We start from the raw sequence: 25333 nt of genomic DNA, 5'->3' as shown, positions 1-25333 counted from the left end.
TGTGGCGGTTCACTCCCACCCTGGCTACCGCCCCCTCCACCGAGCCGGCCATTCGTCGCGAGTCAGCGGTTACGGCGCGGGTCTGTCGGTGGGTCGTGCGGATGACTGCGCGACCCACCGACAGACTCGCGACCCACCCGGAGAGGCGCGATCGGTGAGGCCGGGGTCAGTAGCGCCAGTGGCGCATGTCCTGCTGGTAGGTGCGGTAGATCACCGGTGCGAGCAGGGTCGACGGCGCCATGTCGGTCGGCGTCAGGTCGCCGGGGAGGCGGGCGGTGTCGGCGAGGGAGCGCTGGTCGTGGAACCGCAGGCCGTCGGGTAGCGGCGTCGCGGCCAGGAAGGTGCCCCCGTCACCGGGCAGCGAGAGCGCGAAGCCCCACTCCCCGAACGACGGCACGTTGACGCTGAGCGGGACGACCGTGCGGCCGGGCCCGCCCGCGCGCAGCGTCGCGACCACCTGCCAGTACGCGTGCGGCGTGAAGTACGACGACGTCGCCTGCGTCGCGAGCACGCCGCCGGGCCGCAGGTGCGCGACGACCGAGGAGTAGAACTCCGTCGAGTACAGCTTGGCGACCCGCTCGTCGGACGGGTCGACCAGGTCGACGAGGACCGCGTCGAACGTCGCGCCCGTGTCCCGCACCCACCCGAACGCGTCGGCGTTCACGACGCGCACCCGCTCGTCGTCGAGCGAACCCTCGTTGAGGTCCCGCAGCAGGCGGTTGCTGCGCGCGAGGTCCGTGACGGCGGGGTCGAGGTCGACGACGACCACCTCGCGCACGGTCGGGTAGCGCAGCACCTCACGCGCGAGCAGCCCGTCACCACCGCCGAGGATCGCGACGGACGCGGGCGCGCGCACCGAGGTCAGCGCGGTGTGCGCGAGCGTCTCGTGGTAGCGCGCCTCGTCGACGGACGAGAACTGCAGCTGGTCGTTCAGGTAGAGCCGGACGTCACCCTGGTAGTTCGTGACGACGAGCTTCTGGTAGCGCGACGTCGCGGCCGCGACCACCGGGTCCTGGTAGAGCCGCGTCGACAGCGCGGCCTCGAGGCCCGACGACGCGGCGAACACCCCGAGGAGGGCAGCCAGCGCGCCGCCCGTGGTCCAGGTCCAGCGCGGCTGGTGGCCCATGCGCGCGAGCATGAACAGCGCGACCGCGACGTTGAGGATCGCCACCGCGAGCGCGGTGCGCACCAGTCCCAGCACCGGCAGCAGCAGGAACGGGAACAGCAACGACGCGAGCAGCGCGCCCAGGTAGTCGAGCGCGAGGACCTTCGAGAGCAGGCCCACGGACTCGTCGCGGCCATGCTCCTTGAGCAGCGCGACCAGCAGCGGGATCTCGATGCCGATCCCGATGCCGATGCCGACCGCGAGCAGCACGAACACCGGCCAGTACAGCTCGGTCTGCCCGTACGCCCAGAACAGCACGAGCACCGACGAGCCGCCGAGCAGGCCGAGCACCAGCTCGTTGCGCACGAACGCGATGCCGGACGGCCCGGGCAGGCGCGGTGCGAGCAGCGAGCCGATCCCCATCCCGAACAGCGACAGGCCGGTCGCCACGGAGAACGAGACGACCGAGTCGCCGACGAGGTAGGACGCGGCCGTCCCGAGGATGAGCTCGTAGACGATGCCGCCGACGGCGACGAGCAGCGCGGCCGCGAAGACCGTCGGGCGGTCCATGCGGCGCGCGCGCGACCGGCCCGTCGCGGCGGGGTGCTCGACCTCGGTGGCGGTCATGCGGCGCTCAGGAGCTGATGGTGCCCGCGATGATCAGGCCGATCGCGACCGCCATGCCCGCGATGAGGATGCCGAACGCGACGTTGTGCTCCTCGACGAGCTCGTGGCGCAGGTTGAGCCGGAACAGCCGGTCGGCGACGACGACCGCCAGCAGCAGCATGACGATGCCGACGACCGAGTACAGCAGGGTCGACAGGAACTCGATGATCACGGGTGCTTCTCCTTGGTCGGGACGTTCACTTGCCGAGCCCTCCGCCGCCGCCGCCGAACACGGAGCGTCGGACGCACACCTGCTCGGTGGTGGTGGTGACACCGCCCGGCTCGGCCAGCACGGTGCGGGGGGTGCACTGCTCGACGGTCTGCGAGCACGCGACGCCGAGCCCGCCGATGCCGAGCGCGATCACCAGGCCCAGGACCAGCCCGCGCAGGTTGCGCGGCGCGACGCGCTTGCCGAAGTGCGCCTTCTGGCCCGCGGTGTCGAGCTCGACGCCGTGGTAGACGTCGAGCACGCGCTCGTCGAACTTCTCGACGGACAGCACGAACCCGTGGCCGCGCAGCTCGGCGTACGCGACGTCCTGGCCGAGCTGCAGGTCGTACGTGAAGCCGCCCTCGAGGTACGCGATGCGGCCCACGCCCACCTCGTCCACGCGCACCTGGTGGGTCTGCCCGCGCCACGTGACGCCGAGCCACTGGCCTTCCTGCAGGTGCGTGGGGTCGAGGTGCTCGACGACCTCGAGCGGCCGGTAGAGCGTGACCTTGCGCGTGTAGTGGTCGTACTCCACCCAGAAGTCGAGGTTCTCGTAGCCGAGGACCTCCCACTCCTCCCACGTGTACGTGGTGCGGTCGGCCGGGTCGTACTCCTCGTACACGACGACGCCGTGCGGGATCGAGCGCCACGGCGGGGCGCCGACGAGGTGCTTGCCCAGCGCCATGCGGGCGCGGGGCCGCCGTCCGACGCTCATGCGGGCGGCACCTCGCGCACGACGACGGTGCCCGCGAGCGCGGTGGCGAGCGCGGCGCGCGTCCGCTCGACGAACCCGTCGTCGGGGCGGCGGCAGCTCGTGAGCGTCACGTACGCGGCGCCGTGCTCGGGCCACGTGTGGACCGCGACGTGCGACTCGGCGAGCAGGATCGCCAGGCTCAGGCCCTGCGGTGCGAACCGGTGCACGGCCTCCGCGCCCACAGCGTGCAGGCCGGCGTCGGCGACCAGCCCGGTGAGCGCGCCGCGCACCACGTCGAGGTCGTCGAGCCGCGCGGCGTCCGCGCGCAGCACGTCGAACACGTACACGTGGTTGCGGTGCACGTCGCGCGGCCTCCCGTCGTCCTGCGCCGGACGGCGCGGTGGTCGCTGGGCACCGTAGCGAACCGGGCAGCCCCGCGTGGGCGGTATCCACACGAGAGGGCGCTTTCGGGTGACGCCCGGGTCGCCCCGGGCGTCACCCGGCGGCGCTCAGGGCAGGAGGGCGGGCGTGCGGGTGGCGGCGGCGACGCGGTCGAGGATCTTGTCGAGGACGACGCCGCGCTCGAACTGCAGCGCGTGCTCGCGCGCTCGCGCGGACCACGCCGCGCGCTCGTCGTCGTCCATCGCGAGGACCTTGTCGATCGCGGCGGCGATCGCGCCGGGGTCGGACGCCGGCACGACGAGCGCGGTGCTGCCGACGGCCTCCCCGATGCCTCCGGTGTCGGTCGTGATCACCGGGCCGCCGCCGGACAGCATGTTCTCGACGAGCGCGATGCCGAACGTCTCGACGAACTCGGGCCGCGGCTTGGACGGCAGCACGAACGCGGTGCAGCCCGCCATGAGGTGCGGCTTCTCGTCGTCGGGCACGTCGTGCAGGAACGTGACCAGGTCGCCGAGACCGGTCGCGGCCGCGCGGTCGTGCAGCTCGGCGGCCTGCGGGCCGTTGCCGGCGACCACGAGGCGCTGCCCGGCCGCGGGAGCCCCCGAGGCGGCGTACCCGTCGATGAGGTCGTCGACGCCCTTGGCGTGCGCGAGCCGCGACAGGTACAGCACGTACCCGCCGCGCGTCAGGCTGCGCGCGGCGAGCACGCGGCCCGTCTCGTCGTCGTCGCGCCGCACGTACGCCGCCACGTCGACCGCCGGGTAGGAGATCGCGACGCGTGCGCGCAGCTCGGCCGCGAACCGGGTGCCGTGCGCCGCGTCGAGCGCGGCCGCCTCGGTCACGACGAGGTCGCGCGTGTACTGCGAGACCGCGAGGCACACGTCGTGCTCGAGGTACCCGGACAGCACGTGCGCGGCCGCGCCGAACCGGCCCTCCTCCACGCACGCGCGCACCACGTTGGTGACGTCGGAACCCACGGCCTCCGCGACGGTCACGACGTCCACGGGCAGGCCCGTGCGCCGCGCGACGTGCACGGCGTCGGCGATCGCGGTCGCGTGCGGCGACAGGTACAGCGACATCGCGACGGTCGGGACGCCGTCGGTGAACAGCTCCACGAGCCGCCCGGTGAGCCCCGCGAGCCAGCGACCGTCGGGCACCTTGTAGTCACCCACGGGTGCGGGCCGCTCCACGACGATCCCCGGCGAGTACGGGAGCACGCCGTCGAGCGGCTTGAGGGGCAGCCCCGCGGCCTGCAGCCGGTCGACGGGCCAGGTGACGATGCGCACCTCGTCGAACCCGCGGTCCAGGGCGGCCTCCGCGAGGTTGCGGGCCTCGCCGGAGTGGCCGCAGATGACCGGGTCGGCGCGCACGACGATCACGAGGCGGCGGTTCGGGCGGGCGACGTGCTGGGTCACGGCGTCGTCCTCTCGGGGTTCTGGAGGTGCTGCGGGACGGGGGCGCGGCGTGCGCGCGGTGACGGCCGGGTGACGACCGGGCGGGTCAGGGTGTCGCGAGCCGCGAGAGCGGCACACCCGTCGCCGGTGCGGGCGCGGACGGCGGGCGGTGCCGCGTCGCCCACCCCGAGGGTTCGGGGCCGAGCCCGACGAGCAGGCGCCCGCCGCGGTGCAGCTCACCGCCCGTGAGGTACGGCCGGTCCAGCGGCACGCCGTCGAGGTGCACGGACTGCACGTGCTGCGCGGGCCCGCCCGGCTCGGGTTCGACGAAGCCCGTGGTCTCGATCGCGAGCGTCCCGCCCGCCACGTCGACGCGCGCCTCACGCCACGCGGGCGCGTTGAGCAGGAACAGGTTCTGCCCCGCCACGGGGAACACCCCCAGCGACGCCCACACGTACCAGGAGGACAGCCCGCCGGAGTCGTCGTTGCCCGGCAGGCCGCCGCGGCCGGTGCCGAACTGCTGCTGCACCACGTCGTGCACCACCTGCGCGGTGCGGTCCGGGCGCCCGGCGTACATGTACGCCCACGGCGCCTCCATGTCCGGCTCGTTGTTCAGGCCCTCGAACCGGTCGAGCGCGTAGCCCGCCGCGAGCTCCTGCACGTCCGGCCGCACGCCCGGCTGCTTCACGGGGTCCGCACCGAAGCCGAAGAACCGGTCGAGCATCCCGACGAACGCCTCGTCGCCGCCCGCGAGCGCGATCCGGGACGCCATGTCGTGCAGCAGACGGAACGAGTAGTTCCACCGGCCGCCCTCGTACCACGTGGAGTCGACGAGCAGCCCGTCCGGGCCGAACGCGCGGGTCCACCCGCCCGCGAGCGTGCCGAACTGGTCGACGAGCGTCAGGTCACCGACGCGCGCCGCGACGATCGCCGTGCACCAGTAGCCGAACGCCAGGTCGAGGGTGTGGCTGACGGGGTGCGTGATGCCGCGCTGCAGGTACTCCTCGCCGTACGTGCGGCGCAGGTCGTCGTGCATGTGCACGAGCGCCCAGTCCCAGTCGACGCCGGGCAGGCCGAGCGAGCACAGGTCCGCGAGGAACGTGTGCGCGAGCGCCGAGCCCTGCCGCGAGAACCGGTCCGCGCCGCGCGCCATGCGGTACCCGATCGGGAGGTTGCCCTCCTCCTCCGCGATCTGCAGCAACGCGTTCGCGAGCTCGACGGACCGCTCCGGGACCAGCGCCGTCATGAGCGGCAGGTGGGTGCGGTAGATGTCCCACATCGTCGACAGGTCGAACGCGAACGGGCCGGGCGTCGGCCAGAACGGCGACTCGTCGGGCGCAAGGCACGGCTTCACGAGCGAGTGGTACAGCGCGGTCGCCATGACCGTCTGCTTGTCCGACGAGGGCGTGTCCACCGCGACCTTGCCCAGGTGCTCGCGCCACACCGTGCGCGTCGCGCCGCGGCGCTCGTCGAACGCCGGCCCGCCGCCGCCCAGCTCGGCCTCCAACGTCTCGCGCGCCTGGTCGACGCCACGCAGCGAGAACCCGAACCGCAGCTCGACCACCTGCCCGGCCTCCGCGGGGCCCGCCCACATCAGGCCGAACGGCCGCAGCGTCGTCGGCCGGATGCGGTCGAAGTCCAGGCGCGTGCCGCCCGGCATGAGCCGGCGGTCGTACCAGAGCATCTGCCGCCAGCCGGGGGCGTCGCACTCGACACGCACCGCGAGCGGTGCCCCCTCGACGACGATCTCCCCCTCCGCCTGCCCGGGCCCGACCATGCCGAGGTGCGCGCGCAGCGGGATCGTCCGACCGAACGGGATGTCGAGCCCGCCGAGCGAGAAGTCGATGACCACACGCGCGTCGTGGTGCGCGGGGAACGTGTACCGGTGCACCGCGGACTTGGGCCCCACGGTGATCTCCGCGCGCACACCCGACTCGAGCGTCGCCGCGTAGTACCCCGGCTCGGCCTGCTCCTCGACGATCCGCCACGCGGTGCCCAGGTCGTCGAGCGGGCGCAGCATCGGCGTCACCCGGAAGTAGTTGTAGTACTTGCGGATCGCGCCCGTGCCGGACTGCTGGAAGTGCGTGAACCCGCTCGCGACGAGCTCGTCGTGCAGCACGGGCGGCAGACCTTCGGTCGACAGGTCGTAGCGGCCGTAGCCCGTGGGGTACGCGCCCGAGTACGCGCACGCCGAGACCATGCCGAACGGGTACGTCGCCCCCGGGTGCGTGTTGCCGACCTGCGGCTTCGGCCACCACCACGTCGAGGCGAGGCCCGTCGGCACGGGCAGGTCGGTCGCGTCCGTGCCGATGAACGGGTCCACGTGGTCGAACATCCGCGCGCCCTCCCCTGCTCACCTGCGTGGGGACGGCGGACGCGGCCGTGCTGACCGCGCTGTCGTCGCCCCGTTCGTGCGCGACGGTACGAGTGGAGTGTGACAGCAGTGTTGCGCGCACGTCACGACGAACGCGGGCGCCCCTCGTCCCCGACCCGGCACCCGGCCTCCCGGCGCGCTCCTATGCTTGCGCGGTGACCTCCACCGGCGACCGACCGACCGCCCGCATCGCGATCCTCGCCTCCGGGACGGGGACGACGGCCGCCGCGATCATGGACGCCGCGGGACGCACCATCGCCGCCGAGGTCGCCGTCGTGATCAGCAACAACAGCGGCTCCGGTGCGCTGGCCCACGCGCGCGAGCGCGGTGTGCCCACCCGCCACCTGTCCGGCCTCACGCACCCCGACCCCGCGGTCCTCGACGCCGCGATGCTCACCGCGCTCGTCGAGTCCGGCGCGCAGCTCGTCGTGCTCGCGGGCTACATGAAGAAGCTCGGGCCGCGCACGCTCGCCGCGTTCCCGGGCCTCGTCGTCAACACCCACCCCGCGCTCCTGCCCGCGTACGGCGGGCAGGGCATGTACGGCGATCGTGTGCACGCGGCCGTGCTCGCGGACGGCGCGACGCAGACCGGCGCGTCGGTGCACGTCGTCACGGCCGAGTACGACGAGGGCCCCGTGCTCGCGCAGGCGAGGGTCCCGGTCGAGCCGGGCGACGACGTACCCGCGCTGCGCGCACGGGTCCAGGCGGCCGAGAAGAAGCTCCTGCTCGACTGGCTCGCCTCCCGCTTCGCGTGACGAGGTCGGGTCGCGTCCGACACGGTCCGTCGTCCTGAACCCGCAGGACGATCCGGTCACCGCGCGCGTCTGCGGCCGCGACGACCCACGTCTCCAGTAACTTCGCCTCGAAGGCGCCGAGAGCGGCTGGCGGAGGGGCGGCGACGAGTTGGTCATCTACACGAGCGCGGGTTCCAAGCCCGAGGCCGTCGCCAGGATGTACTTCCTCGCCGGACGACCGGTCGAGACTCTGGGCCGCGGCAGCAAGGAGAAGCGCTCGGCGCTCGAGGCGCTCGGGGCGTCGCTGGGCCTCGACCTGACTGCCGTCGCGGGCAAGAGCGAGTGCGGCGCTGCGATCGCCCGCCACCTGGGTGTCGAGTGGGACGACGCGTGCCACTCCGCGGGAGACACCATCACGCTCGTCGGCCTCAACCGACTCGTCGATGCGGCGGTCTCTCGCCTCGCACGAGACAGCGACGACCCGTCCCAGCTGATCAACGACCTCCACGACCTGCCGCCCGCGCCCCGGGCGGACCGACCCGACCAGGAGAGCACCGTGACCGTGGACCTGACGGAGCACCAGCAGAACGCGGCTGAGCTCATCGTGCAGCTGAGCCAGTCCGGTGAGGCGCCCGTCGGGGTCCGGACCACGCCCGAGCCGCTCGAGCGCGACGACATCCAGTTCGACGACGGTTCGTGGCGGGACCGGGTCGCCCTCGTCCAGGACTGGCTGCGTCTTCCCGCCGACCTCGACATCTCCTCCGCCGAAGCGTTCCAGTCGAGCCTCGCGGACCTCCTGCAGCTCGAGGACGGGCACGACCGGAACGAGCTCCACGTCGTGCTGCCGCGGCTGGTCGAACGCCTCGAGCGCGCCGTCACGCTCCGCGAACGGTTCCTGGAGGAGCTCGAGCTGGCTGCCGAGGGCGGCGCGACGCTGACGACCGCGACCCAGCGCTGGAACGACGCGTGGGACGAGAACGAGGAGGACGAGGAGAGCGAGGGCGGAGGGCCGATCCACGCCCAGGCCAAGACGTGGTCGATCACTCAGTTCGCCTACTACGCCTCGTCCGGTCAGCTGAACCTGAGCCCCTCGTACCAGCGGGCGGACGTCTGGCCGACCCAAGACGCGCAGCTGCTCATCGAGTCCGTCCTCCGGGGCGTCCCCCTGCCCTCGGTCATCCTCCTGGAGATGAGCAACGACGGGCGCACCGTGTACGAGGTCGTGGACGGCAAGCAGCGGCTGACGTCGATCCTTCGGTTCGTCGGGATGCACCCCAAGGCGCTCGAGCTGGTGAAGAGCAAGGCGAGGGCGTGGGGTATGAACGAGCGTGAGCTGGTCGATCTCTTCCAGAAGGACTACCCGCAGTTCAGGAAGCTCTGGCACCAGAACGAGCCGACTCGGCTGACCAACCAGGTGGAGCGGAACCTGTACTTCCCCTTCCGCCTCCGCTCCGGCGACGTCCGTCCGCTGAGCGGTGAGCTCGAGAAGCTGCGCGGCAAGTACTACTCGCAGATCCGCGAGGAGCGGATCAGCGTGGTCGGTGTCCCGCACTCCGTCCTCGAGGTCTTCGAGCTCCAGTCCGACTACCAGGTGCCCGTCATCGTGTACACGAAGGTGACCACGGACCAGATCCACGAGGTCTTCAAGCTCTACAACAAGCAGGGCAAGCACCTGAACGCGGAGGAGATCCGCAACGCCCAGTACCACCGCCTGGACCTCATGCGTGCGCTGCTCGTGACGGCTGGTGACGCCGAGGACGTCACGGAGGTCGCACCCTTCCTCGAGCCGCACTGGTCCGACCTCTCGTCGACGCCGAAGACGCTCGACGACTACGGGTTCGGGCGCGCGGGCTACAAGCGGACGAAGCTCCTGTCGTGGGTCGCCTCCGTGCTGTTCCTCGACAAGGGCAAGCCCGAGACCCGGTCGACCGCCACGCAGATCAACGCCCTGCTCGAGCGGGTGGGTCAGCGCCCGAGCGACCGCCTCCGGTCGGTCACCGCGATCACCGAGGCCATGCTCCTGCTCGACCACGGGCTCGACGCGCACGCGGGGGCCGCGACGGACATCTGGGCGCAGAGCTTCCGCAACTCGCAGGGCAAGGGCAAGTGGCAGGAGCTCCAGCTCGTCGCGTCGATCATCGGGCTCTGCGCAGCCCGCGCCGTGATGGACGGTGACGAGCTGGACGACCTCCTCGACGAGCTCGCCCCGACGATCCGCGCGGCGTCCGCGGGCTGGCAGCGCCCTGCCAAGACCCAGTCCCGGGAGCAGTGGCTCTTCATCTCCCGGGTCGTCGACGGGCTGCTGGAGATCCTGGGCGTGTCGCCCCAGGACGCGCACGAGCGGATCGCCGAGCAGTTCGGCGAGTCGGGCCTCGCGGCCCTGCTCGACGTCTCCCGGCGCGCATGACGTCCCGCAGCCCGTACGGAACCGCCCAGGTCCACCTGGACGTCCGCAGGGCCGACGACGCCACGTGGTGGTCGTCGTACGAGGCCCAGCTCGAGATGTCGGGCATCTCTTCGCGCAGCCGAGCGGTCATCGGCGCCGACGCGGAGCACATCGTCGACCGCGGGATCTTCGGCGCCGGAGAACCCGGCACCAACGGGTGGCCCGAGTCGCGAGAGCGCCAAGGCCTCGTCATGGGCGCCGTCCAGTCCGGCAAGACCGCGTCGATGATGGCCGTGGCCGCGAAGGCGCTGGACCGTGGTGTGGACGCCCTCGTCGTCCTGGGCGGGACGCGAACGGCACTGTGGCGCCAGACGTTCGAACGCCTCGTCGCCCAGCTCGACACGCTCGAGCGTCCCGAGCACCTCCGGGAGATCATCCCCCGTCCTGACCTCGTGCGCGCCGGCGGCGGGGCTCCGGCGGACCTCTACGCCCTCGCGCAGCCGCGCGCTCGTCGTCTGGTCACCAAGCGCCGACCGCTCGTGGCCGTCGTGATGAAGAACGTCGCGCACCTGGAGCGTGCCGCGGCCTCCCTCGCGACTCTCTACGACGAGGTCCGGCGCGAGGGACGGCCGTTCCACGTGGTGGTCATGGACGACGAGGCCGACGACTCGTCCGTGGTGGATGCGGCTGCCGAGGCGGCCGACGAGTGGGACTTCGCGCAGCGCAAGCAGATCCCACGCCGGATCCTCGACCTGTGGGAGGACCGCGCCCGGCCGGGTGAGACGCGGTTCCCGGAGGTCTACGCGACCTACGTCGCCTACACCGCGACGCCGCAGGCCAACTTCCTCCAGGACCCGTCGAACCCGCTCGCGCCGCGGGACTTCGTCGCGAGCCTGCGCACCCCCGGCCCGGAGGGGACCGCTGAGGAGCGCACGTCGTCCTACCGTGTACCCGAGGGCCCGAAGGCCTGGTACACGGGCGGAGAGGTCTTCTACCGCACCCTGGGCTCGGTCCCGCTGTGCGTACCGGTGGACGACGAGGACCCGCACGACGCGCTGCAGGACGCCGTGCGGGCGTACCTCGTCGCCTGCGCGGTCCGTCTGCGCAGGCTCGGTCTCGCGTACGGGCCGCGCACGGCACGCGACATGGTCTTCGCCAGCAGCGCCGAGGCGAAGGCCCTGCCACCGATGTCGATGCTCATCCACCCGACCTCCGCGAAGGAGGGGCACTTCGAGGTGGCCGATCAGGTGCTCGCCTGGGACCTCGGCGTCACGCCTCGCCCTGACGAGGAGCACGGCCCGGAAGGCCGTTACCTCGACACCGCGCGGCTCGTCGCGGATCTCGAGGCCGACGAGCGCCGCTGGTCCCGGTGGCTGGAGGAGTACCAGCGGTCGGCGGCCCTGTGCGGGTCCCTGCTCGGGGACGCCACCCTCTACCCGGTCGAGGAGTCGTGGCCGGAGGTCCGCAGACTGCTCGTCGAGCAGATCATCCCCGCGACGTCCGTCGCCGTCATCAACAGCGACGAGAACGCCGACGACCGCCCGGAGTTCGACGTCACCGAGGTCGAAGGCGGGTGGCGAGCGCCGCGCAACCTCTCGACGATCTTCGTGTCGGGCAACGTGATGGCGCGCGGCCTGACCCTCGAGGGACTGACGACCACCCTGTTCACGCGGTCGAGCAACAACCCGCTGGCGGACACCCAAATGCAGATGCAGCGGTGGTTCGGCTACCGCGGCCCCATCATCGACCTCTGCCGGGTCTTCCTCGGGAGCACCCAGCTCGAGCTCTTCGCGGCGTACCACGACAACGACGAGGCGCTCCGGCGTGAGGTCCTCGCCGCCATGACCGGCGACGCCACGCTGCCCGACGTGCGCGTGCTCCAAGGCCGGGCGTTCAAGGCGACGGGCAAGATCGCGAACGTCCGGGGGGTGTCGCTCTACCCCGGTGCCCGACCGTTCGTCCGACACCTCACGCCGCCCGCCGTCGACGACGAGAACCTGCGTCTGATCGCGGAGACGTTCGACGACGAGCTCGTCGACACCAGGGAGTCGCTCCGGCGAAGCGGCGTGCTCCTCGCCACCCCCTGGTCGCTCACGGACGTCGCCGACCTGCTCGACCGGCTGCGTTACGACGACCACGGACCGGGTCCGGACGGCCTCGAGGCGAGCCGGTGGACGTCGGTGGAGCGCCACGCGCGTCTGGAGCCCGGCGACCCGCTCGCGCCCCTGTACCGGGCGCCCTCCGTCGAGGGCGGCGTGGAGCTCGGCCCGTTCTCGCCGTACTCGATCGCGGCGTACCTGCGCACCTGGGCCGCGTGCCTCGACCGCGCGGTCCCCGGGATGGTGACGACCGACGAGCCACCGGTCCAGTGGAGCCTCGTGGACCTTGACGCGCGCAGACGCCGACAGCCGCGGTTCTGGGTCGGACTCCGCCTGGGCGGCGGCGCACCGGTGATCTCCGGACCGCTGATCGACCTCGGCTTCGTCGTGCGCCCGATGGTGCGAAGGCTCGTGGACCCGAACACGAACGCGCTCGACGCCTCCTGGGGCTCACGGAACCCCGAGGGAGGGCAGTACTTCGGTGACGAGTTCTTCGACAGGCGCATGCTGGGCGAGGAGCCCGTCGTGACGAGCAGCGGCGCGCGACCCGAGGGCAGCGACGGCCTGGTGCTGTTCCACCTGGTCGGCCGGGACGAGGGACGGGTCTCGGTCGCCGTCGGCCTCAACATCCCCCTCGGGGGCCCCGACCACGTCGCAGCCGTGCCTGGGAGGCCCCATGACCGCGCCTGACGCGCTGTTCGAGCGGCTCCGCGAGCGGTTGGAGCAGCAGCCGCCCGCGCCGTCCGCCGAGGACCGCGAGCTCGTCTGGGCGGACCCGGGGCACCTGCTCGCGCTCGCCCGTGACGACCGTGGCCAGGTCGAGATCTTCGTCGTCGGTCCCCCGCTGACGGCGTCCACGCGCGTCGTCGCGGCCAACCTCGTCCACCACACGTGGCGGACCTCGGACGGCTCGACGTTCGACGCCTCCCGCGTCGTGCTCCCCGGCGAACCGCACTTCGACGGGGTCGCGACGCTCGTCTGCGCCGAGCTCCTGCGCAACGGTGTCGACCGGTCACCCCAGGCAGCGTTCGCCCAGGTCGAACCCGTGATCGCGCTGGCGCTACGCCGTGCGGTCCTCGGCGACGAGGTCCTGGCGGGCCTCGTCGGCGAGCTGGTCGTCCTGGACCGGATCCTGCGCGTCACGGCCCCACGGGCGGCCGCAGAGGTGGTCGCCGGCTGGTACGGCCACGACCGGTCGACCCGCGACATCCAGCTGCGGGGCGTCGGGGTCGAGGTCAAGACCACCACCGGACCGCGATCGATCCACAGCGTCTCCGGCGTGCGTCAGGTCGAGCTCGGCCGCGCGGTGGACGGCCGCCCGGAGTCCGCCCTCTACCTCGCGAGCGTGGGGGTCACGTGGCTGGACGAGGACGTGGCGGGCCTCACCCTGCCCGGGCTCGTCGACTCGATCCTCAACCACCTGGAGGCGGCGCACGTCGGGCCCGAGGACGTCGCCGAGCTCCTGAAGCGGGTGATGCACTACGGCGGAGACGCGGGCCTCGGTTACGACCACGCCCACCACAACCTGTACCCGCGCTTCCTGCGCCCGTTCGAGCTCCGGTTCGAGCGCCTGTACGACCTGACGGACGAGAAGGTGCACGTCCTCACCAGCAAGCACCTGGAGGGCCTGGACCATGTCGAGGTCGAGTCCGTCGGCTACACGATCGTCCTGCCGGACCGCCTGCGCGGCGACGTGAACCCCGTCGCGGGGCTGCACGCCGTCGCGACGACGATCGCGCGGCGGGCGGGCCTTCCGTTGCGGGCGGCCTGAGCGCGACTCTCAGCTCGCGGCGCGCTCGACCTCGGGCACGTCGTCGGCGACGTCCGGCACCGCCTCCAGGCGGGCGGACACGCTCGTTGGCGGGGCGAGAGGCGCTCCCCGCACGGCGTCGACCAGGTGGGCGGGCAGGTCGTCCGCGTCGCGGAGCACATGCTCGCGGAAGACGTGCCAGGCCGCGCCGACCGCGACGCCGTTGCCGACCTGCTTGTACGACGCCGGGTCCTTCTGGTCGCCGAAGCCGAACTCGTCAGGGAACCCCTGGAGACGCGCTGCCTCGTGCGGGGTGACGCGCCGACGACGCGGCCCGTAGATCGAGGTCTGGTTGATGGCGACGAGCGCCGGCAGGTAGGTGGGCTCCTTCGCGCGGATGCCCGACGGCCGGAAGTGCATCAGGCAGTCCCACAACGACTCGAGGTCACGGGCCTGCCACTCGAGCTTGCGGCGCGACGCCGGGAACGACCGGAACTCGGGGTGCGCCTGACGCCACGCGTCGATCACCGGCTTGTTCTCGTCGTAGAACCGCGCGTTCTTCACGAGGATGCGCCGCTTCCAGTCAGGCAGGTACGAGAGCTCGTCCTGGTCGAGCGTCCGCTCCGGAACCCAGTGATCGGCCCACAGAGGGAAGCCCGGCAGCCGCAGTCCGGTCCGCACGCGGATGCGCTGGACGAGGTCGTCCCATGCGTTGACCCAGGCAGTCTCCTGGGCGTCAAGGCGATAGCGCTGGACGTCCTCGATCGAGTGGTCGGGGTCGAGGATCCACTCGGCGCGCCACCGGTCGACCTCCCACCCGTCGACGACGGAACGGGGCACGGTCTGCTCCGGCTCCAGTCCGGCGGCGAGTTCTGCCGCGACCTGCGCCGCCCCGATGTACGTCCCGAGGATGAACACACGGTCACGCACCTGCGGCGTGCCGCCACGGTGGGGCGGCAGGAGGTGCGGCGAGAAGACGGTGGGACGCGCAGACACCCGGTACCCGAGTTCACGCAGGGTGCGGATGATGACTTCCCACTCGCGGTCGTGGCGAGGACCGGCGATGTTGCGGACGTTCTCCAGCAGCACGACCGCGGGCTTCTTCGCCTCGAGCACGCGGGCGATGTTCCAGAACAACGTGCCCCTGGCTTCGTCCATCCCGCGCTGGAATCCCGACTTCGAGAAGGGCTGGCACGGGAAGCCGGCCGCCAGCACGTCATGATCCTTGACCAGCACCGGCTTGCCCTCGGCCGTGTCCAGCGTGATGTCGGTGTTGACCACCGGACGCTCACCCTCGGGGAGCGGGTCGATCCAGTTGCGCGCGTAGGTCGAGCGCGCCGCGGCGTCGATCTCCGAGACGTACACGCACCGGCCACCCGCGTGGTCGAGCATCGCGTGGAAGCCGCCGATACCCGCGAACAGGTCCGCGTACCTGAAGGCTCCCTCGCGACCCGTCCCCACGCTGCTCAGCTTAGCTGAGCCTTGAGCTGTTGTGGCGCCAGTGCGGCACCGTGCCGTCGTCGCGTCTGCGCGCTCCAGGGTCCCTCTCCTCACGATCCGGCACGACGGGACACGGCCCGCGCGTGGTACGACGGTCAGAGCCCATCACCGACCACCCACACGCCGAGGAGGGCGATGCCCGGCTTCACCGTCCCGGCCCATCCGGGCTCGTCGTCCGTCGAGGTCTCTCGCCGGATGTCCACCGCGCGGCGGCGCGATACAGCACCCGAGATGCTGCTGCGCCGAGAGCTCCACCGGCGCGGCCGACGGTTTCGCGTCGTCGTCAAGGTGCCGGGCAACAATCGCAGGACCATCGACGTCGCGTTCCCGCGGCAGCGGGTCGCCGTGTTCGTCGACGGGTGCTTCTGGCACGGCTGCCCCGTGCACGGCACCCGCCCGACCTCCAACTCGCAGTGGTGGGAGACGAAGCTCGCCGCCAACGTCGCGCGGGACCGAGACACCGACAGTCTCCTGACGGAAGCGGGATGGCGCGTGGTCCGCGTCTGGGAGCACCTCACGGACGCCGATGCCGCGGACGTCGTCGAACGCGCCCTCGACGCGACGGTGGTGGACCCGGGAGACCCCGAGGTCCACCACCGGTGACGTCAGGTCCGGCGCGTCACTGCTGGTTGCGGCCGAAGAACCAGACCGCCAGGACCACCAGCAGGATCCCGACGAGGACCGCGGCGACGATCTTCGGCACGGACCACGGGCGCTCGCCGACGACCTCCCCGGTGTTGGCGTTGACCATGACCTGCCACTGCTTGCCCGCGTACATGAACGTCGCGAGCCACACGGGCAGCAGGACGAGCTTGAACATCACGTCCGCGTAGGTCGTGCTGATCGAGTGCACGCGCTGCTCGTCACCGCCGATGTCGTGCTCGACGTCGTCGCGGATCTGCGCGTCCATGCGCTGCTTCGCCTGCGCGTGGGCGTCCTGCGGGTCCACGTCGTACCGCGGCGCGCTGTGCCCGACGAGGTACTCGTGCCGGTACGGCTGCGCGGCCTTGAGCGTCCACGGCCCGAGCTTGTCGAGCCGGTTGCGCGGCAGCGCGCGGGACGCGGGGACGAGCAGGTCGTCGAAGTCGCGGCGCACGCGGCCGGCGGCGTGGCGCCAGCGCGTGCGCCGCACCTCCTGGTCGCCCTGCTTCTCCGTGTAGTGGTCGCCGCGCTGGCCCACGTAGTCGCTCGTCGTGCGGGCGTCGAACGTCCAGTGCGGCACGTACGTCCCGCGGATCGACTCGGTGTCGCCGACCTTCTTGAGCGCGGACGGCGCGAACCACCGCGAGCGGACCCACGTGGTGACGTTCTCGCGCGCGGTGCGCGAGTCGACGCCGAACGGCAGGACCGCCTCGGGGACGATCACGCCCTCGGGGAGCGTGGTCGCCACGAGGTTGCCGCCGCAGAACCGGCACGCGCCCGCGATGTCCGTGGTCTGCGTGGTCGCGCCGCAGCCCTCGCACGCGAGCGGCTGCCCCGGGACGGAGGCCACGGCGTACTGCGGGTGGCGTGCGCGCCAGCGCTCGTAGTCGTGCTCGTCGACGCGCTCGTCGGCGCCGTGCGTGACGTCGAGCGTCGCGCGGCAGGACCCGCAGCGCAGCGCGCCGACCGCGGCGTCGAACGCGAGCGACCCGCCGCACGCGGGGCACCGCCCGCGCTCGACGGCGGCGCTCGCGTCCGACCACCCGACGGGGGTGGCGGTCGGCTCCTGCGGCAGGGGCGGCGGCACGGTCGTCCCCGTCACGTCAGGCCCCCGGCGCCGGGGCGGCCGCGGTCGGCGGCAGCGGCGGCGGGGCGGTGAACAGCCCGGCGAGCTGCGGCACCTGGCCCGCCGCGGTCCAGGCGGCCATGCCCTGCTTCCAGACGAGCGTGTCGCGGCCCACCTGCCCGGCGGCGACCTGCTGCGCGAGCGCCTCGGGCGTCACCGGGCCGGCCTGCGCGCTGCCCGCGGCGTAGTACCAGAGCTCGTCGGTGACGGGCAGCGGCGGCGGGCCACCGGCGGCGGCCTGAGGCGCTGCCTGGTTCGTCGCCTGGTTCGCCGCCTGGTTCGCCGCCTGGATGGACTGCGCCATCTGCGTGCCCATCGCCATGCCCATGCCGAGGCCCATGCCCTCGCCCGCACCGCCCGGGTTCTTCGCGGCGTCGCCGATCGCCGTGGCGGTCTGGAACTTGGTGAACTGGTCGAGGTCGCCCAGGACCCCCATCTGCGTGCGCTTGTCGAGCGCGGCCTCGACCTCGGGCGGCAGCGAGATGTTCTCGATGACGAACCTCGGGATCGTCACGCCGTACTCGGCGAGCTCGGCGGACAGCGCGGGCGCGAGCTTCGCGGACAGGCCCTGCTGGTTGGCGGCCAGGTCGAGCATCGGGACACCCGACTGCGCGATCGCGGGTGCGAGGTGGCTGATGACGTTCTGGCGGAAGAACTCGCCGATCTCGTCGGTGCGGAAGTTCGAGTCCGTTCCGACGAGCTGGCGCAGCAGCGCCGACGGGTCGCTCACCTGCAGCGCGTAGGTGCCGAAGGCCCGCAGGCGGACCATCCCGAACTCGGAGTCCCGCAGCGTGATCGGGTGCTGCGTGCCCCACGCGAAGTCGGTGAACTGCCGCGTCGCGACGAAGTACACCTCGGCCTTGAACGGGGAGTTGAAGCCGTACTTCCAACCCTTGAGCGTCGAGAGGATCGGCAGGTTCTGGGTCTCCAGCGTGTAGCGGCCGGGGCCGAACACGTCGGCGATCTGGCCCTCGCTCTCGAAGACCGCGACCTGCCCCTCACGGACGATCAGCTGGGCCTGGTTCTTGATCTCGTTGCCCTGGCGGGGGAAGCGCCAGACGATCGTGTCCCGCGAGTCGTCGAGGAACTCGACGATGTCGATGAACTGGCCGCGCAGCTTGTCCGCGAATCCCATGCGGTGCTCCTTCGTCTCAGCCGGGCCGTGCCCACCCCGGTCGTGGTGCCCGCCGCGCCCGGGCGGGGTGGCCCGGGGTGCGGTGAACGGAGCAGCATCGCAGGTCAGGCCGCGCCCGTCCACCACGTCTTGACCGCCACATGAACTGCTGCATACCCGCAGGTGGGCGCGGGGACGAACTTCACCCGGACGGCGCACACCCGGAGACCGGGCTCGGTCCTCGGTGCCGTGACCGAGGCGCGTCGCCGCGCGGGCCGGACTGTAGAGTCGCGGCCATGCCGGCGGGGGGCAGCACGCGCAGCGGACAGGACGCCGCGACCCCAGGCGAGCCCGGCCTCGGCCCGCTGACCGCGTACACCTGGCTCAGCCTGCTCGCGGTCGGCCTGATCTCCGTCTCGTTCCCCCTCGGCGAGCTCGTCACCGTGGCGTTGCCGCCCGGCTGGACGGTGTTCGCGATCGCGACGACCCTGCTCGCGGGCTACCTCCAGGTCGATCTCCTGCGCCGCGCTCCCGGACTGCGCGCGACACCTCTCCCAGACCACCCGCACCGTCTGCTGCGCGCGCTCGCGGTGGTGCTCGGGCTCGTCGCCTCGCTCGTGCTGTGGGCGGTCGCGGGCACCGGGCACCGTGTCGGTTGGCTCTACGCGATGCCGTTCGGCGCGCTCGTCGCCGCCGTGCTCGTGCACCGCACCCCGTCGCTGCTCGAACCCGACGCGTCGCACCGGCCGGCCGCGCTCGTCGCCGGAGCGTCCGTCGTCGGGACCGCGGCTGCGGCGCTCGTCGGCTACCGCGCCGACGTCCCGCACGCGGACGTGACCGTGCGCGCCCTGTACGGGGCGGCGGTCGTCGTCGCGGCCGCGACCCTCCAGCTCGGGCAGGTGTGGGTCTGGCAGGTCATGCAGGCCCTGCACGTCGCTCGCGTGCGCGCCGCGGATCTCGCGCTCACGAACGAACGCATGCGCTTCGCAGCCGAGCTGCACGACGTGCAGGGCCACCACCTGCAGGTCATCGTCGTGACCGCCGAGCTCGCCGAGCAGCTGGTGCCCCGGGACCCGCAGGCTGCCGTGCGGCACCTGCAGCGGATCCGGTCGCTCGCGGTGACCGCGCTCGAGGACACGCGCGCCGTCGCCTACGCGTACCGCCGCACATCCTTCACGGCCGAGCTCGACAACGGCGTCGCCGTGCTGCGGGCCGCAGGGGTCGACGTGCACGTGCACGGCGAGCCGGACCTGCTCCCGCCCGAGCACGGCTCCGCCATGGGTCACCTGGTGCGCGAGGCGACGACGAACCACCTGCGGCACTCGGACGCCCGTGAGTGCACCATCGAGATCGGGCACGTCGGGACCGACGTCGTCGTCACGGTGCGCGACCCGGGGCCTGCGCGCGCGTCGTCCGTCGTGCGCGACACGCGCCGCGGCCAAGGGCTCGCGGGGCTCGCCGACCGGTTCGCCGCGGCAGGTGGCACGATCGAGGCGCGTGACACCGAGCACGGCTTCGTCCTGACGGGACGGCTCCCGCGCGACGCGACGGCGAGGAGGGGGACATGACGGCCACACCCGCAGCCGGGCGGCACACCCGCGTGGTGCTCGCCGACGACGAGGACCTGCTGCGCACCGCGCTCGGCGAGCTCCTGTCGCTGCAGGAAGGGATCACCGTCGTCGACCAGGTCGCGGACGGACCAGCGGCCGTCGCGTCGGTGCTGGAGCACCAGCCCGACGTGGTGCTGCTCGACCTCGAGATGCCTCACCTCGACGGGATCAGCACCGCCGAGCAGATCCTCGCGCAGTCGACCACCAAGGTCGTCCTCGTCACGCGACACGCGCGGCCCGGCGTGCTGCGCCGTGCGCTCGCGGTGGGTGTGAGCGCGTTCGCGTCGAAGTCGACCTCCGCGAGCCTGCTCGCGGCGATCGTGCACGACGTCGCGGCCGGCGGCCGGTACATCGACTCCACGGTCGCCGCTGCCGCGCTCTCCGCCGACGCGTGCCCGCTGACGAGCCGCGAGCTCGACGTGCTGCGCGAGGTGCGGCGTGGGCTGCGGGCCCGCGAGATCGGCGAGGCGCTGCACCTGTCGAGCGGCACGGTGCGCAACTACCTGTCGTCCGCGATGGCGAAGATCGGCGCGGCCGACCGCCGGGAAGCGGCCGACCGCGCCTGGTCCGAGGGCTGGATCTGACTCAGCGCGTCAGGTCCCGCCGCTGGGTCAGCACCAGGGCACCCGCGACCAGCACCGCGAGCGTGACGCCGACGACGGTGGCGGACTGCGCGTACGGCGCGGTACCGGTCAGGTTGCGCAGCTCGGCGAGCGCCGTGTGCGGCAGGAACGGCACCACAGCCTCCGGGAGGAAGCTGCGCACGACACCCTCGAGCACGACGATCCACACGAGCGCGCCCGTGATCGCGCCCGCGACGTTGCGCGTCGCGAGACCCAGGGCGGCCCCCGCCACCGCGAGCGCGGTCGGCGAGATCACCGAGCCCGCGACCGCCTGCCACAGCACGCCCTGCGACCACTGGACCGGACCGGCACCCGCCGGCTGCAGCGCCGCGAGCGTGCCCAGCTTGACGAGCTCGGCGACGACGCCCACCACAGCGCCGAGCAGCGCAGCGACGACGACCTTCGCGACCGCCCACCGCCACCGCTCAGGGGTGGCCAGGTACGTCCACACCACCGCTCCCGTGCGGAAGTCACCGGCCGCGAGCACGACCCCCAGAGCCAGGACGACAAGGCCCGACAGCGGGTCGATCAGCACCTCCGCCTGACCCGCGGCAGTCGACACGTCGACGGCCTGCTGCTCGGACCCGTACGTGGACAGCAGCCCGCCCGTCACCACCGCCGCGAACAACCAGGCGGTCACGACCGACCAGCGCACCGCGCGGGAGCGGGTCAGCAGCACGAGCTCGGCCCGGATCGACACCTTCATCGCACTCCTCCGTTCGTCATGGGTGTGCCCGGACGCGGCGCGCCGTCGACGCCTCGGCCGGGCGGCGCGGCGCCGCGCTCGACGAGCGCGAAGAACACCGACTCGAGCGAAGCGGCACCCATCGGCCCGCTCTCGACGAGCGTCGGCAGGGGTGCCTGCGCGAGCACCTGGCCACCGTGCAGGATCACGACGTCGTCGACCGTGAGCTGCGCCTCGGTGAGCAGGTGCGTGGACAGCAGCACCGAGCCTCCGGCTTCGGCGTGGCGCCGCACCAGCCCACGCAGCCACTGGATGCCCATCGGGTCGAGGCCGTTGAGCGGCTCGTCGAGCACGAGGTGGTGCGGCCGCGCGAGGAGCGCCGCCGCGACGCGCAGTCGCTGCACCATGCCGAGCGAGAACTGCCCGATGCGGCGCCGTCCGACGTCGGCCAGCTCGACCTCACCGAGCACCTCCTCCACGCGCTCGGCGGGGACGCGCGAGCGCACCGCGAGCGAGCGCAGCACCGTCGTCGCGGTGTGCTGCGGCGGGAAGCCCGCGACGTCGAGGCATGCGCCGACCGCCCGGGTGGGGGAGGTCAGCTGCGAGTACGGGGTGCCGTCGATCGTCGCGGTCCCCTCGTCGTGCCCCGCGAGCCCCAGCACGACCTTCAGGCACGTGGTCTTGCCGCTGCCGTTGGGACCGAGCAGGCCCGTCACGCGGCCCGGCGCCGCCGTGAACGACACCCCGCGCACACCCCCTCCGCCCGCGTACGTCTTCGTCAGGCCGTGGCAGCGGATGCCACCGTCGGACCGGCTCATGGTCAACTCCTCTCTCGAGACCCGGCGCTCACGCCGTCTCAGTGGTCAGCGCGCCCACCGGCACGCGCGCCGGCGTCGGCTCCGGCCGCGCCGTCCCCGGGTCGCGAGCGGCGCTGCGGCGCAGGTGCGCGACCTGCACGCGGACCCGCTCCCGCAGCCCCAGCAGCTCGCGGTCGGTGAACACCAGCAGGTCGGACGCGATCATGAAGGCCGAGAACACCGGCAGGCCCATGAGGAACCCGATGCTCACGTGCATCCCGACGAGCGCGACGAACGCGACATGCCGACCGACCGGGCGCAGCAGGAGGAACGGGAACGCGATCTGCACGACGACCGCGGCATACGTCGCGAGCGTCACGAGCAGCGGGACCGTGTACACCGCCTGGCTCAGCTCGGGCCACGGGCTGTAGTCGGCGACCCGCAGGATGTAGTAGACAGCCGTGCCCTCCTGCCACACCTCGCCCTGGGCCTTGAACAACCCCGACGCGCCGTAGAGGACGCACAGCTGCGCGACGCACGCGACGAGCGCCGCGTTGTGCAGGATCGTCGCGAGCTGGCGGCGAGTGGCACGGTGCGCCGCGAGCGCGTCGTACCGGTCGGTGCGGGCCTCGCGGCGAGCTCGACGCGCGTCGAGCGACACGTACGCGGACACGTGCGCGACGCACATGTACAGCAGCAGGATCCGCATGATGTTGTCGCCGCCGTTCGTGACGAACGGGTTGCGCTCGTGCCACGACCACAGCAGGACGAACAGCACGGGCGTCACGACGCGCGTGCGCCACCCGAGCGCGAACAGCGCGGCCGCGACCGCGAGCGCGAGGTAGATCAGGTCGGTCTGCCACGCGGTCCGGGCGAACAGGTACAGCGAGAGGATCGACCCGTCACCCCCGTCGGCCCGCAGCCGCTCGAGGCTGTACGCCGCGTCGGGACCCCAGATGCGGTGCCGCACGGGCAGGTTCACGAGCAGGTCGACGAGGAGGATCACGCCGTAGGCGATCCGGACCAGGGAGAACGCGACGAGCCCGTGCCGCCGGTCCGCGACCAGCGCGACCGCACGGTCGGCCAGGTCGCGCAGCCGTGTGCGCACGTCGACGAGCGTGAGCGGTGCGGGAGCGGTGCTGGTGGGGGTCATCGCCGGTCTCCTGTCGGGTCGGTGACGCCGTGCGCGGCCGCCGACGACGTCGTCGGGGTCGGCAGGTCGCGCCACGGGAGGGTCACGTGGCTGATCTCGCCGAGGCCGTCGTCGTGTCGCTGCGACCAGCGGGGGAACTCGTGCGTGACGAGGCGGACCTGGATCCGCGTCACGTCCCCCCAGGTGCGGCGCGCGGCGTCGGCCGCGGCGTCGTGCAGGTTGCGCAGCGTGTCCTCGTAGGCCTCCCGCGTGTGCGCGGGGACGTCGGCGAGCTCGTCGTCGGGCAGGAGGATCGGCAGATCCGCGGGTGGGTCGGCCGGGTACGCGGCCTCGACCGCGGCGTCGCGTGACATGAGGAACGCGTGCATGACGCCGCTCACGGTGTAGTAGGAGCGGTCGGGCAGCGGGTTGTGGTGCCGCGCCTCGAGGTACGGCGCGTTGATCGTCAGGAAGTCGGTGTCCTCGCCGTCGCGCGTCGTGGCACGGACCAGGACACCCGAGTCGGTCCGGACGGGGTCGGGGGCGAACAGCTGCCAGTTCTGCTCGAAGAACGGCTGGATCCACGCGTTCACGGGGCGCTGCAGTGCGTACTTGAGCGGGTTGGGTGGCGCGACGTACAACGCGGTCACCGCGAGGTGCGTCCCGAGCACGGCCGCCACGAGGCCGAGCGCGAGGAGCACCGTCCGGGGCCGGCGGGTGTGGGTGGACATGGGAGCCTCCGGGACGAGGGACGGGTGAGGTGGTGCGGGTGGGTGACGCGCAGCCACCCACCCGCACCGGTGCGTCAGTCGAAGACGGCCTCGGACGGCACGAGCTGGTTGGTGTCCCAGATGCCGATGACCTTCTTCGCGGCCCAGCCGGCGACGACCTTGCCGGCGCCCGCGGCGGCACCCGCGACGAACGCCGTCGCGACGACCGCCGGGACCGCGGCCGGCGACGCGTCGGCCGACTGGACGTCCTGACGCGCCGCGGCGTCGAACGCGGCGACGGCGTTGATCGACGACGTCGGCCCGGCGGCCGGGGTCGCGGCGTGCGCGGCGACCGGGGCTGCGCCGACGGACAGCGCGGCGATCGACGCGATCGCGGCGAGACGGGTCTTCATGGACATACCTGGTGCTCCTTGTCTGTCGTGACTGCTGTCGGGACGGTTCCTGCGAGTCGTCAGCCGCGGGCCGGCAGGGAGCACGCGGAGCCGCTCAGCCGGTGGCGGTTGCGCGCGACCCACGCGTAGACGAGGGACGCGACCCACGCGCTCGGCTGCTCGAGGACCAGACGGCCCAGGAGCCGGTCGTCACGCGACGGCGCACGCAGGAGCGCGTGCCCGAACGCCTCGTGACCCACCCGCCTGGTCCCGTCCTCCTCGACGAGCACCGCCGCGGCCTCCAGCTGCTCCGGCGTGAGCCCGTACGCGTGCAGGTCCACGCCCTGCCACGCCTGCGCGCGCACCGTGCTGCCCGTCCGCTCGAGCAACCACCTGGTCGCCCGCTCGCACAGACCGCAGTCGCCGTCGTAGAGGAAGGTCGCCGTGGTGCCCATGTCTCTGCCCTCCGTGCTGGTCCTGCTGACATCGACCATGCTGGTCAGCGGGCTACGCGGCGGGCAGTGCCGGGACGTCACAAGCTCGTGGGACACAACGCGGCCCCCCGGCATGACACCTGTCACGGGTCGACGGTGACCCGTGCGCACGACGGCGGGCTGCACCCGGCCGCTCCTCGGTGCCGTGGCCGTCAGGAGCACGCGCATCGACGAAAATGCGTGCATGACACGCGCTGATCATCTGACTGCGATCATCGACCTCGACCTTCCCGGCCCCCGCATCTCGCGTCACGTGTACGGGCACTTCGCCGAGCACCTGGGCCGGTGCATCTACGGCGGGTTCTGGGTCGGTGAGGACTCGGACGTGCCGAACGTGCGGGGCATCCGCTCCGACGTGGTGGACGCGCTGCGTGCGCTGCAGATCCCGAACCTGCGCTGGCCGGGCGGCTGCTTCGCCGACGACTACCACTGGCGTGACGGGATCGGTCCGCGCGACCAGCGGCCCCGCATGGTCAACTCGCACTGGGGCGACGTGGTCGAGGACAACTCGTTCGGCACGCACGAGTTCATGGACCTGTGCGAGCTGCTCGGTGCCGAGCCGTACGTGAGCGGGAACGTCGGGTCCGGCACCGTGCGGGAGATGAGCGAGTGGATCGAGTACCTCACGCGCGCCGACGACTCCCCCATGGCCGCACTGCGCCGCGAGAACGGCCGCGACGAGCCGTGGCGCGTGCC

Annotated in this window: 23 protein-coding genes; 8 read left to right on the top strand and 15 right to left on the bottom strand. The window is 72.6% G+C overall.

The window, feature by feature from the left end:
• Window positions 1–166 precede the first annotated feature (166 nt).
• The 6 genes from CUD01_RS12120 to CUD01_RS12095 form a co-directional block, all read right to left on the bottom strand.
• Window positions 167–1732, bottom strand: a complete 1566-nt coding sequence (locus tag CUD01_RS12120; protein ID WP_141321389.1) for a polyamine aminopropyltransferase — start codon at window positions 1730–1732, stop codon at window positions 167–169.
• Window positions 1733–1739: 7 nt separating this feature from the next.
• Window positions 1740–1943: a DUF350 domain-containing protein gene (locus tag CUD01_RS12115; RefSeq protein WP_094181546.1), complete on the bottom strand. Its 204-nt coding sequence runs from the start codon at window positions 1941–1943 to the stop codon at window positions 1740–1742.
• Between the two features lie 25 nt (window positions 1944–1968).
• Window positions 1969–2694, bottom strand: a complete 726-nt coding sequence (locus tag CUD01_RS16615; protein ID WP_166772044.1) for a DUF4178 domain-containing protein — start codon at window positions 2692–2694, stop codon at window positions 1969–1971.
• Window positions 2691–3035, bottom strand: a complete 345-nt coding sequence (gene speD, locus CUD01_RS12105) for an S-adenosylmethionine decarboxylase (protein WP_198303477.1) — start codon at window positions 3033–3035, stop codon at window positions 2691–2693. The genes CUD01_RS16615 and speD overlap by 4 nt, the downstream gene beginning before the upstream one ends.
• Window positions 3036–3182: 147 nt before the next feature.
• Complete coding sequence (locus CUD01_RS12100) at window positions 3183–4490, bottom strand: glycosyltransferase (protein ID WP_141321387.1); 1308 nt, start codon at window positions 4488–4490, stop codon at window positions 3183–3185.
• 85 nt (window positions 4491–4575) lie between these two features.
• Window positions 4576–6804, bottom strand: a complete 2229-nt coding sequence (locus CUD01_RS12095; protein WP_141321385.1) for a glycoside hydrolase domain-containing protein — start codon at window positions 6802–6804, stop codon at window positions 4576–4578.
• A gap of 194 nt (window positions 6805–6998) precedes the next feature.
• Between CUD01_RS12095 and purN the strand changes: the two genes are divergently transcribed.
• The 4 genes from purN (at window position 6999) to CUD01_RS12075 (ending at window position 13833) form a co-directional block, all read left to right on the top strand.
• Window positions 6999–7598, top strand: coding sequence for a phosphoribosylglycinamide formyltransferase (gene purN / locus CUD01_RS12090; protein WP_141321383.1), 600 nt, complete (start codon window positions 6999–7001; stop codon window positions 7596–7598).
• A 148-nt stretch (window positions 7599–7746) separates the two neighbouring features.
• On the top strand, window positions 7747–9984 hold the full coding sequence (locus tag CUD01_RS12085; RefSeq protein WP_141321381.1) for a DUF262 domain-containing protein: 2238 nt from the start codon (window positions 7747–7749) through the stop codon (window positions 9982–9984).
• Window positions 9981–12752 (top strand): Z1 domain-containing protein, encoded by a 2772-nt coding sequence (locus CUD01_RS12080; RefSeq protein ID WP_141321379.1) that lies wholly within the window; start codon window positions 9981–9983, stop codon window positions 12750–12752. Before CUD01_RS12085 ends, CUD01_RS12080 begins: the two co-directional genes overlap by 4 nt.
• A complete protein-coding gene (locus tag CUD01_RS12075; protein WP_141321377.1) occupies window positions 12739–13833 on the top strand; it encodes a PD-(D/E)XK motif protein in 1095 nt (364 codons plus the stop codon). Before CUD01_RS12080 ends, CUD01_RS12075 begins: the two co-directional genes overlap by 14 nt.
• 9 nt (window positions 13834–13842) lie before the next feature.
• Here CUD01_RS12075 and dcm read toward each other — a convergent pair whose 3' ends face one another.
• The gene (gene dcm, locus CUD01_RS12070) at window positions 13843–15273 is read right to left on the bottom strand and encodes a DNA (cytosine-5-)-methyltransferase (protein WP_244937767.1); all 1431 of its coding nucleotides are present in this window, start codon (window positions 15271–15273) and stop codon (window positions 13843–13845) included.
• 174 nt (window positions 15274–15447) lie between these two features.
• On the opposite strand from dcm, the gene vsr reads away from it, so the two are divergent.
• Window positions 15448–15915: a DNA mismatch endonuclease Vsr gene (gene vsr / locus CUD01_RS12065; RefSeq protein WP_141321374.1), complete on the top strand. Its 468-nt coding sequence runs from the start codon at window positions 15448–15450 to the stop codon at window positions 15913–15915.
• A gap of 16 nt (window positions 15916–15931) precedes the next feature.
• Here vsr and CUD01_RS12060 read toward each other — a convergent pair whose 3' ends face one another.
• The gene (locus CUD01_RS12060) at window positions 15932–17056 is read right to left on the bottom strand and encodes a hypothetical protein (RefSeq protein WP_141321372.1); all 1125 of its coding nucleotides are present in this window, start codon (window positions 17054–17056) and stop codon (window positions 15932–15934) included.
• A gap of 1 nt (window position 17057) precedes the next feature.
• Window positions 17058–18215: an SPFH domain-containing protein gene (locus tag CUD01_RS12055; protein ID WP_141321370.1), complete on the bottom strand. Its 1158-nt coding sequence runs from the start codon at window positions 18213–18215 to the stop codon at window positions 17058–17060.
• Window positions 18216–18490: 275 nt separating this feature from the next.
• On the opposite strand from CUD01_RS12055, the gene CUD01_RS12050 reads away from it, so the two are divergent.
• Window positions 18491–19762: a sensor histidine kinase gene (locus CUD01_RS12050; protein WP_166772045.1), complete on the top strand. Its 1272-nt coding sequence runs from the start codon at window positions 18491–18493 to the stop codon at window positions 19760–19762.
• Complete coding sequence (locus CUD01_RS12045) at window positions 19759–20388, top strand: response regulator transcription factor (RefSeq protein WP_094181538.1); 630 nt, start codon at window positions 19759–19761, stop codon at window positions 20386–20388. The genes CUD01_RS12050 and CUD01_RS12045 overlap by 4 nt, the downstream gene beginning before the upstream one ends.
• Before the next feature lies 1 nt (window position 20389).
• On the opposite strand, the gene CUD01_RS12040 is transcribed toward CUD01_RS12045, so the two are convergent.
• The 6 genes from CUD01_RS12040 to CUD01_RS16610 all read right to left on the bottom strand — a co-directional run bounded on the left by CUD01_RS12040 (window position 20390) and on the right by CUD01_RS16610 (window position 24598).
• A complete protein-coding gene (locus tag CUD01_RS12040; protein ID WP_141321366.1) occupies window positions 20390–21133 on the bottom strand; it encodes a hypothetical protein in 744 nt (247 codons plus the stop codon).
• The gene (locus CUD01_RS12035) at window positions 21130–21930 is read right to left on the bottom strand and encodes an ATP-binding cassette domain-containing protein (protein WP_141321364.1); all 801 of its coding nucleotides are present in this window, start codon (window positions 21928–21930) and stop codon (window positions 21130–21132) included. Before CUD01_RS12035 ends, CUD01_RS12040 begins: the two co-directional genes overlap by 4 nt.
• Before the next feature lie 28 nt (window positions 21931–21958).
• A complete protein-coding gene (locus tag CUD01_RS12030) occupies window positions 21959–23062 on the bottom strand; it encodes an HTTM domain-containing protein (RefSeq protein WP_141321362.1) in 1104 nt (367 codons plus the stop codon).
• The gene (locus tag CUD01_RS12025) at window positions 23059–23772 is read right to left on the bottom strand and encodes a DUF5819 family protein (RefSeq protein ID WP_141321360.1); all 714 of its coding nucleotides are present in this window, start codon (window positions 23770–23772) and stop codon (window positions 23059–23061) included. The genes CUD01_RS12030 and CUD01_RS12025 overlap by 4 nt, the downstream gene beginning before the upstream one ends.
• Window positions 23773–23846: 74 nt before the next feature.
• Window positions 23847–24170 (bottom strand): hypothetical protein, encoded by a 324-nt coding sequence (locus CUD01_RS12020; protein ID WP_094181533.1) that lies wholly within the window; start codon window positions 24168–24170, stop codon window positions 23847–23849.
• A gap of 53 nt (window positions 24171–24223) precedes the next feature.
• Window positions 24224–24598, bottom strand: a complete 375-nt coding sequence (locus CUD01_RS16610) for a thiol-disulfide oxidoreductase DCC family protein (protein ID WP_157732651.1) — start codon at window positions 24596–24598, stop codon at window positions 24224–24226.
• Between the two features lie 223 nt (window positions 24599–24821).
• Between CUD01_RS16610 and CUD01_RS12010 the strand changes: the two genes are divergently transcribed.
• On the top strand, window positions 24822–25333 hold a 512-nt coding region (locus CUD01_RS12010), incomplete at its 3' end, for an alpha-L-arabinofuranosidase family protein (RefSeq protein ID WP_503826113.1).

This window comes from Cellulomonas uda, from assembly GCF_006538705.1.
Taxonomy (GTDB): domain Bacteria; phylum Actinomycetota; class Actinomycetes; order Actinomycetales; family Cellulomonadaceae; genus Cellulomonas; species Cellulomonas uda.
This window is presented reverse-complemented; position numbering and strand designations above follow the sequence as displayed.

Bases quoted from the DNA above. Each gene is read 5' to 3' on its own strand.
- CUD01_RS12120 (WP_141321389.1), bottom strand. From the start codon at position 1,732: ATGACCGCCACCGAGGTCGAGCACCCCGCCGCGACGGGCCGGTCGCGC.
- CUD01_RS16615 (WP_166772044.1), bottom strand. From the start codon at position 2,694: ATGAGCGTCGGACGGCGGCCCCGCGCCCGCATGGCGCTGGGCAAGCAC.
- CUD01_RS12095 (WP_141321385.1), bottom strand. From the start codon at position 6,804: ATGTTCGACCACGTGGACCCGTTCATCGGCACGGACGCGACCGACCTG.
- CUD01_RS12080 (WP_141321379.1), top strand. From the start codon at position 9,981: ATGACGTCCCGCAGCCCGTACGGAACCGCCCAGGTCCACCTGGACGTC.
- CUD01_RS12075 (WP_141321377.1), top strand. From the start codon at position 12,739: ATGACCGCGCCTGACGCGCTGTTCGAGCGGCTCCGCGAGCGGTTGGAG.
- vsr (WP_141321374.1), top strand. From the start codon at position 15,448: ATGCCCGGCTTCACCGTCCCGGCCCATCCGGGCTCGTCGTCCGTCGAG.
- CUD01_RS12055 (WP_141321370.1), bottom strand. From the start codon at position 18,215: ATGGGATTCGCGGACAAGCTGCGCGGCCAGTTCATCGACATCGTCGAG.
- CUD01_RS12050 (WP_166772045.1), top strand. From the start codon at position 18,491: ATGCCGGCGGGGGGCAGCACGCGCAGCGGACAGGACGCCGCGACCCCA.
- CUD01_RS12045 (WP_094181538.1), top strand. From the start codon at position 19,759: ATGACGGCCACACCCGCAGCCGGGCGGCACACCCGCGTGGTGCTCGCC.
- CUD01_RS12040 (WP_141321366.1), bottom strand. From the start codon at position 21,133: ATGAAGGTGTCGATCCGGGCCGAGCTCGTGCTGCTGACCCGCTCCCGC.
- CUD01_RS12035 (WP_141321364.1), bottom strand. From the start codon at position 21,930: ATGAGCCGGTCCGACGGTGGCATCCGCTGCCACGGCCTGACGAAGACG.
- CUD01_RS12030 (WP_141321362.1), bottom strand. From the start codon at position 23,062: ATGACCCCCACCAGCACCGCTCCCGCACCGCTCACGCTCGTCGACGTG.
- CUD01_RS12025 (WP_141321360.1), bottom strand. From the start codon at position 23,772: ATGTCCACCCACACCCGCCGGCCCCGGACGGTGCTCCTCGCGCTCGGC.
- CUD01_RS12020 (WP_094181533.1), bottom strand. From the start codon at position 24,170: ATGTCCATGAAGACCCGTCTCGCCGCGATCGCGTCGATCGCCGCGCTG.
- CUD01_RS16610 (WP_157732651.1), bottom strand. From the start codon at position 24,598: ATGGGCACCACGGCGACCTTCCTCTACGACGGCGACTGCGGTCTGTGC.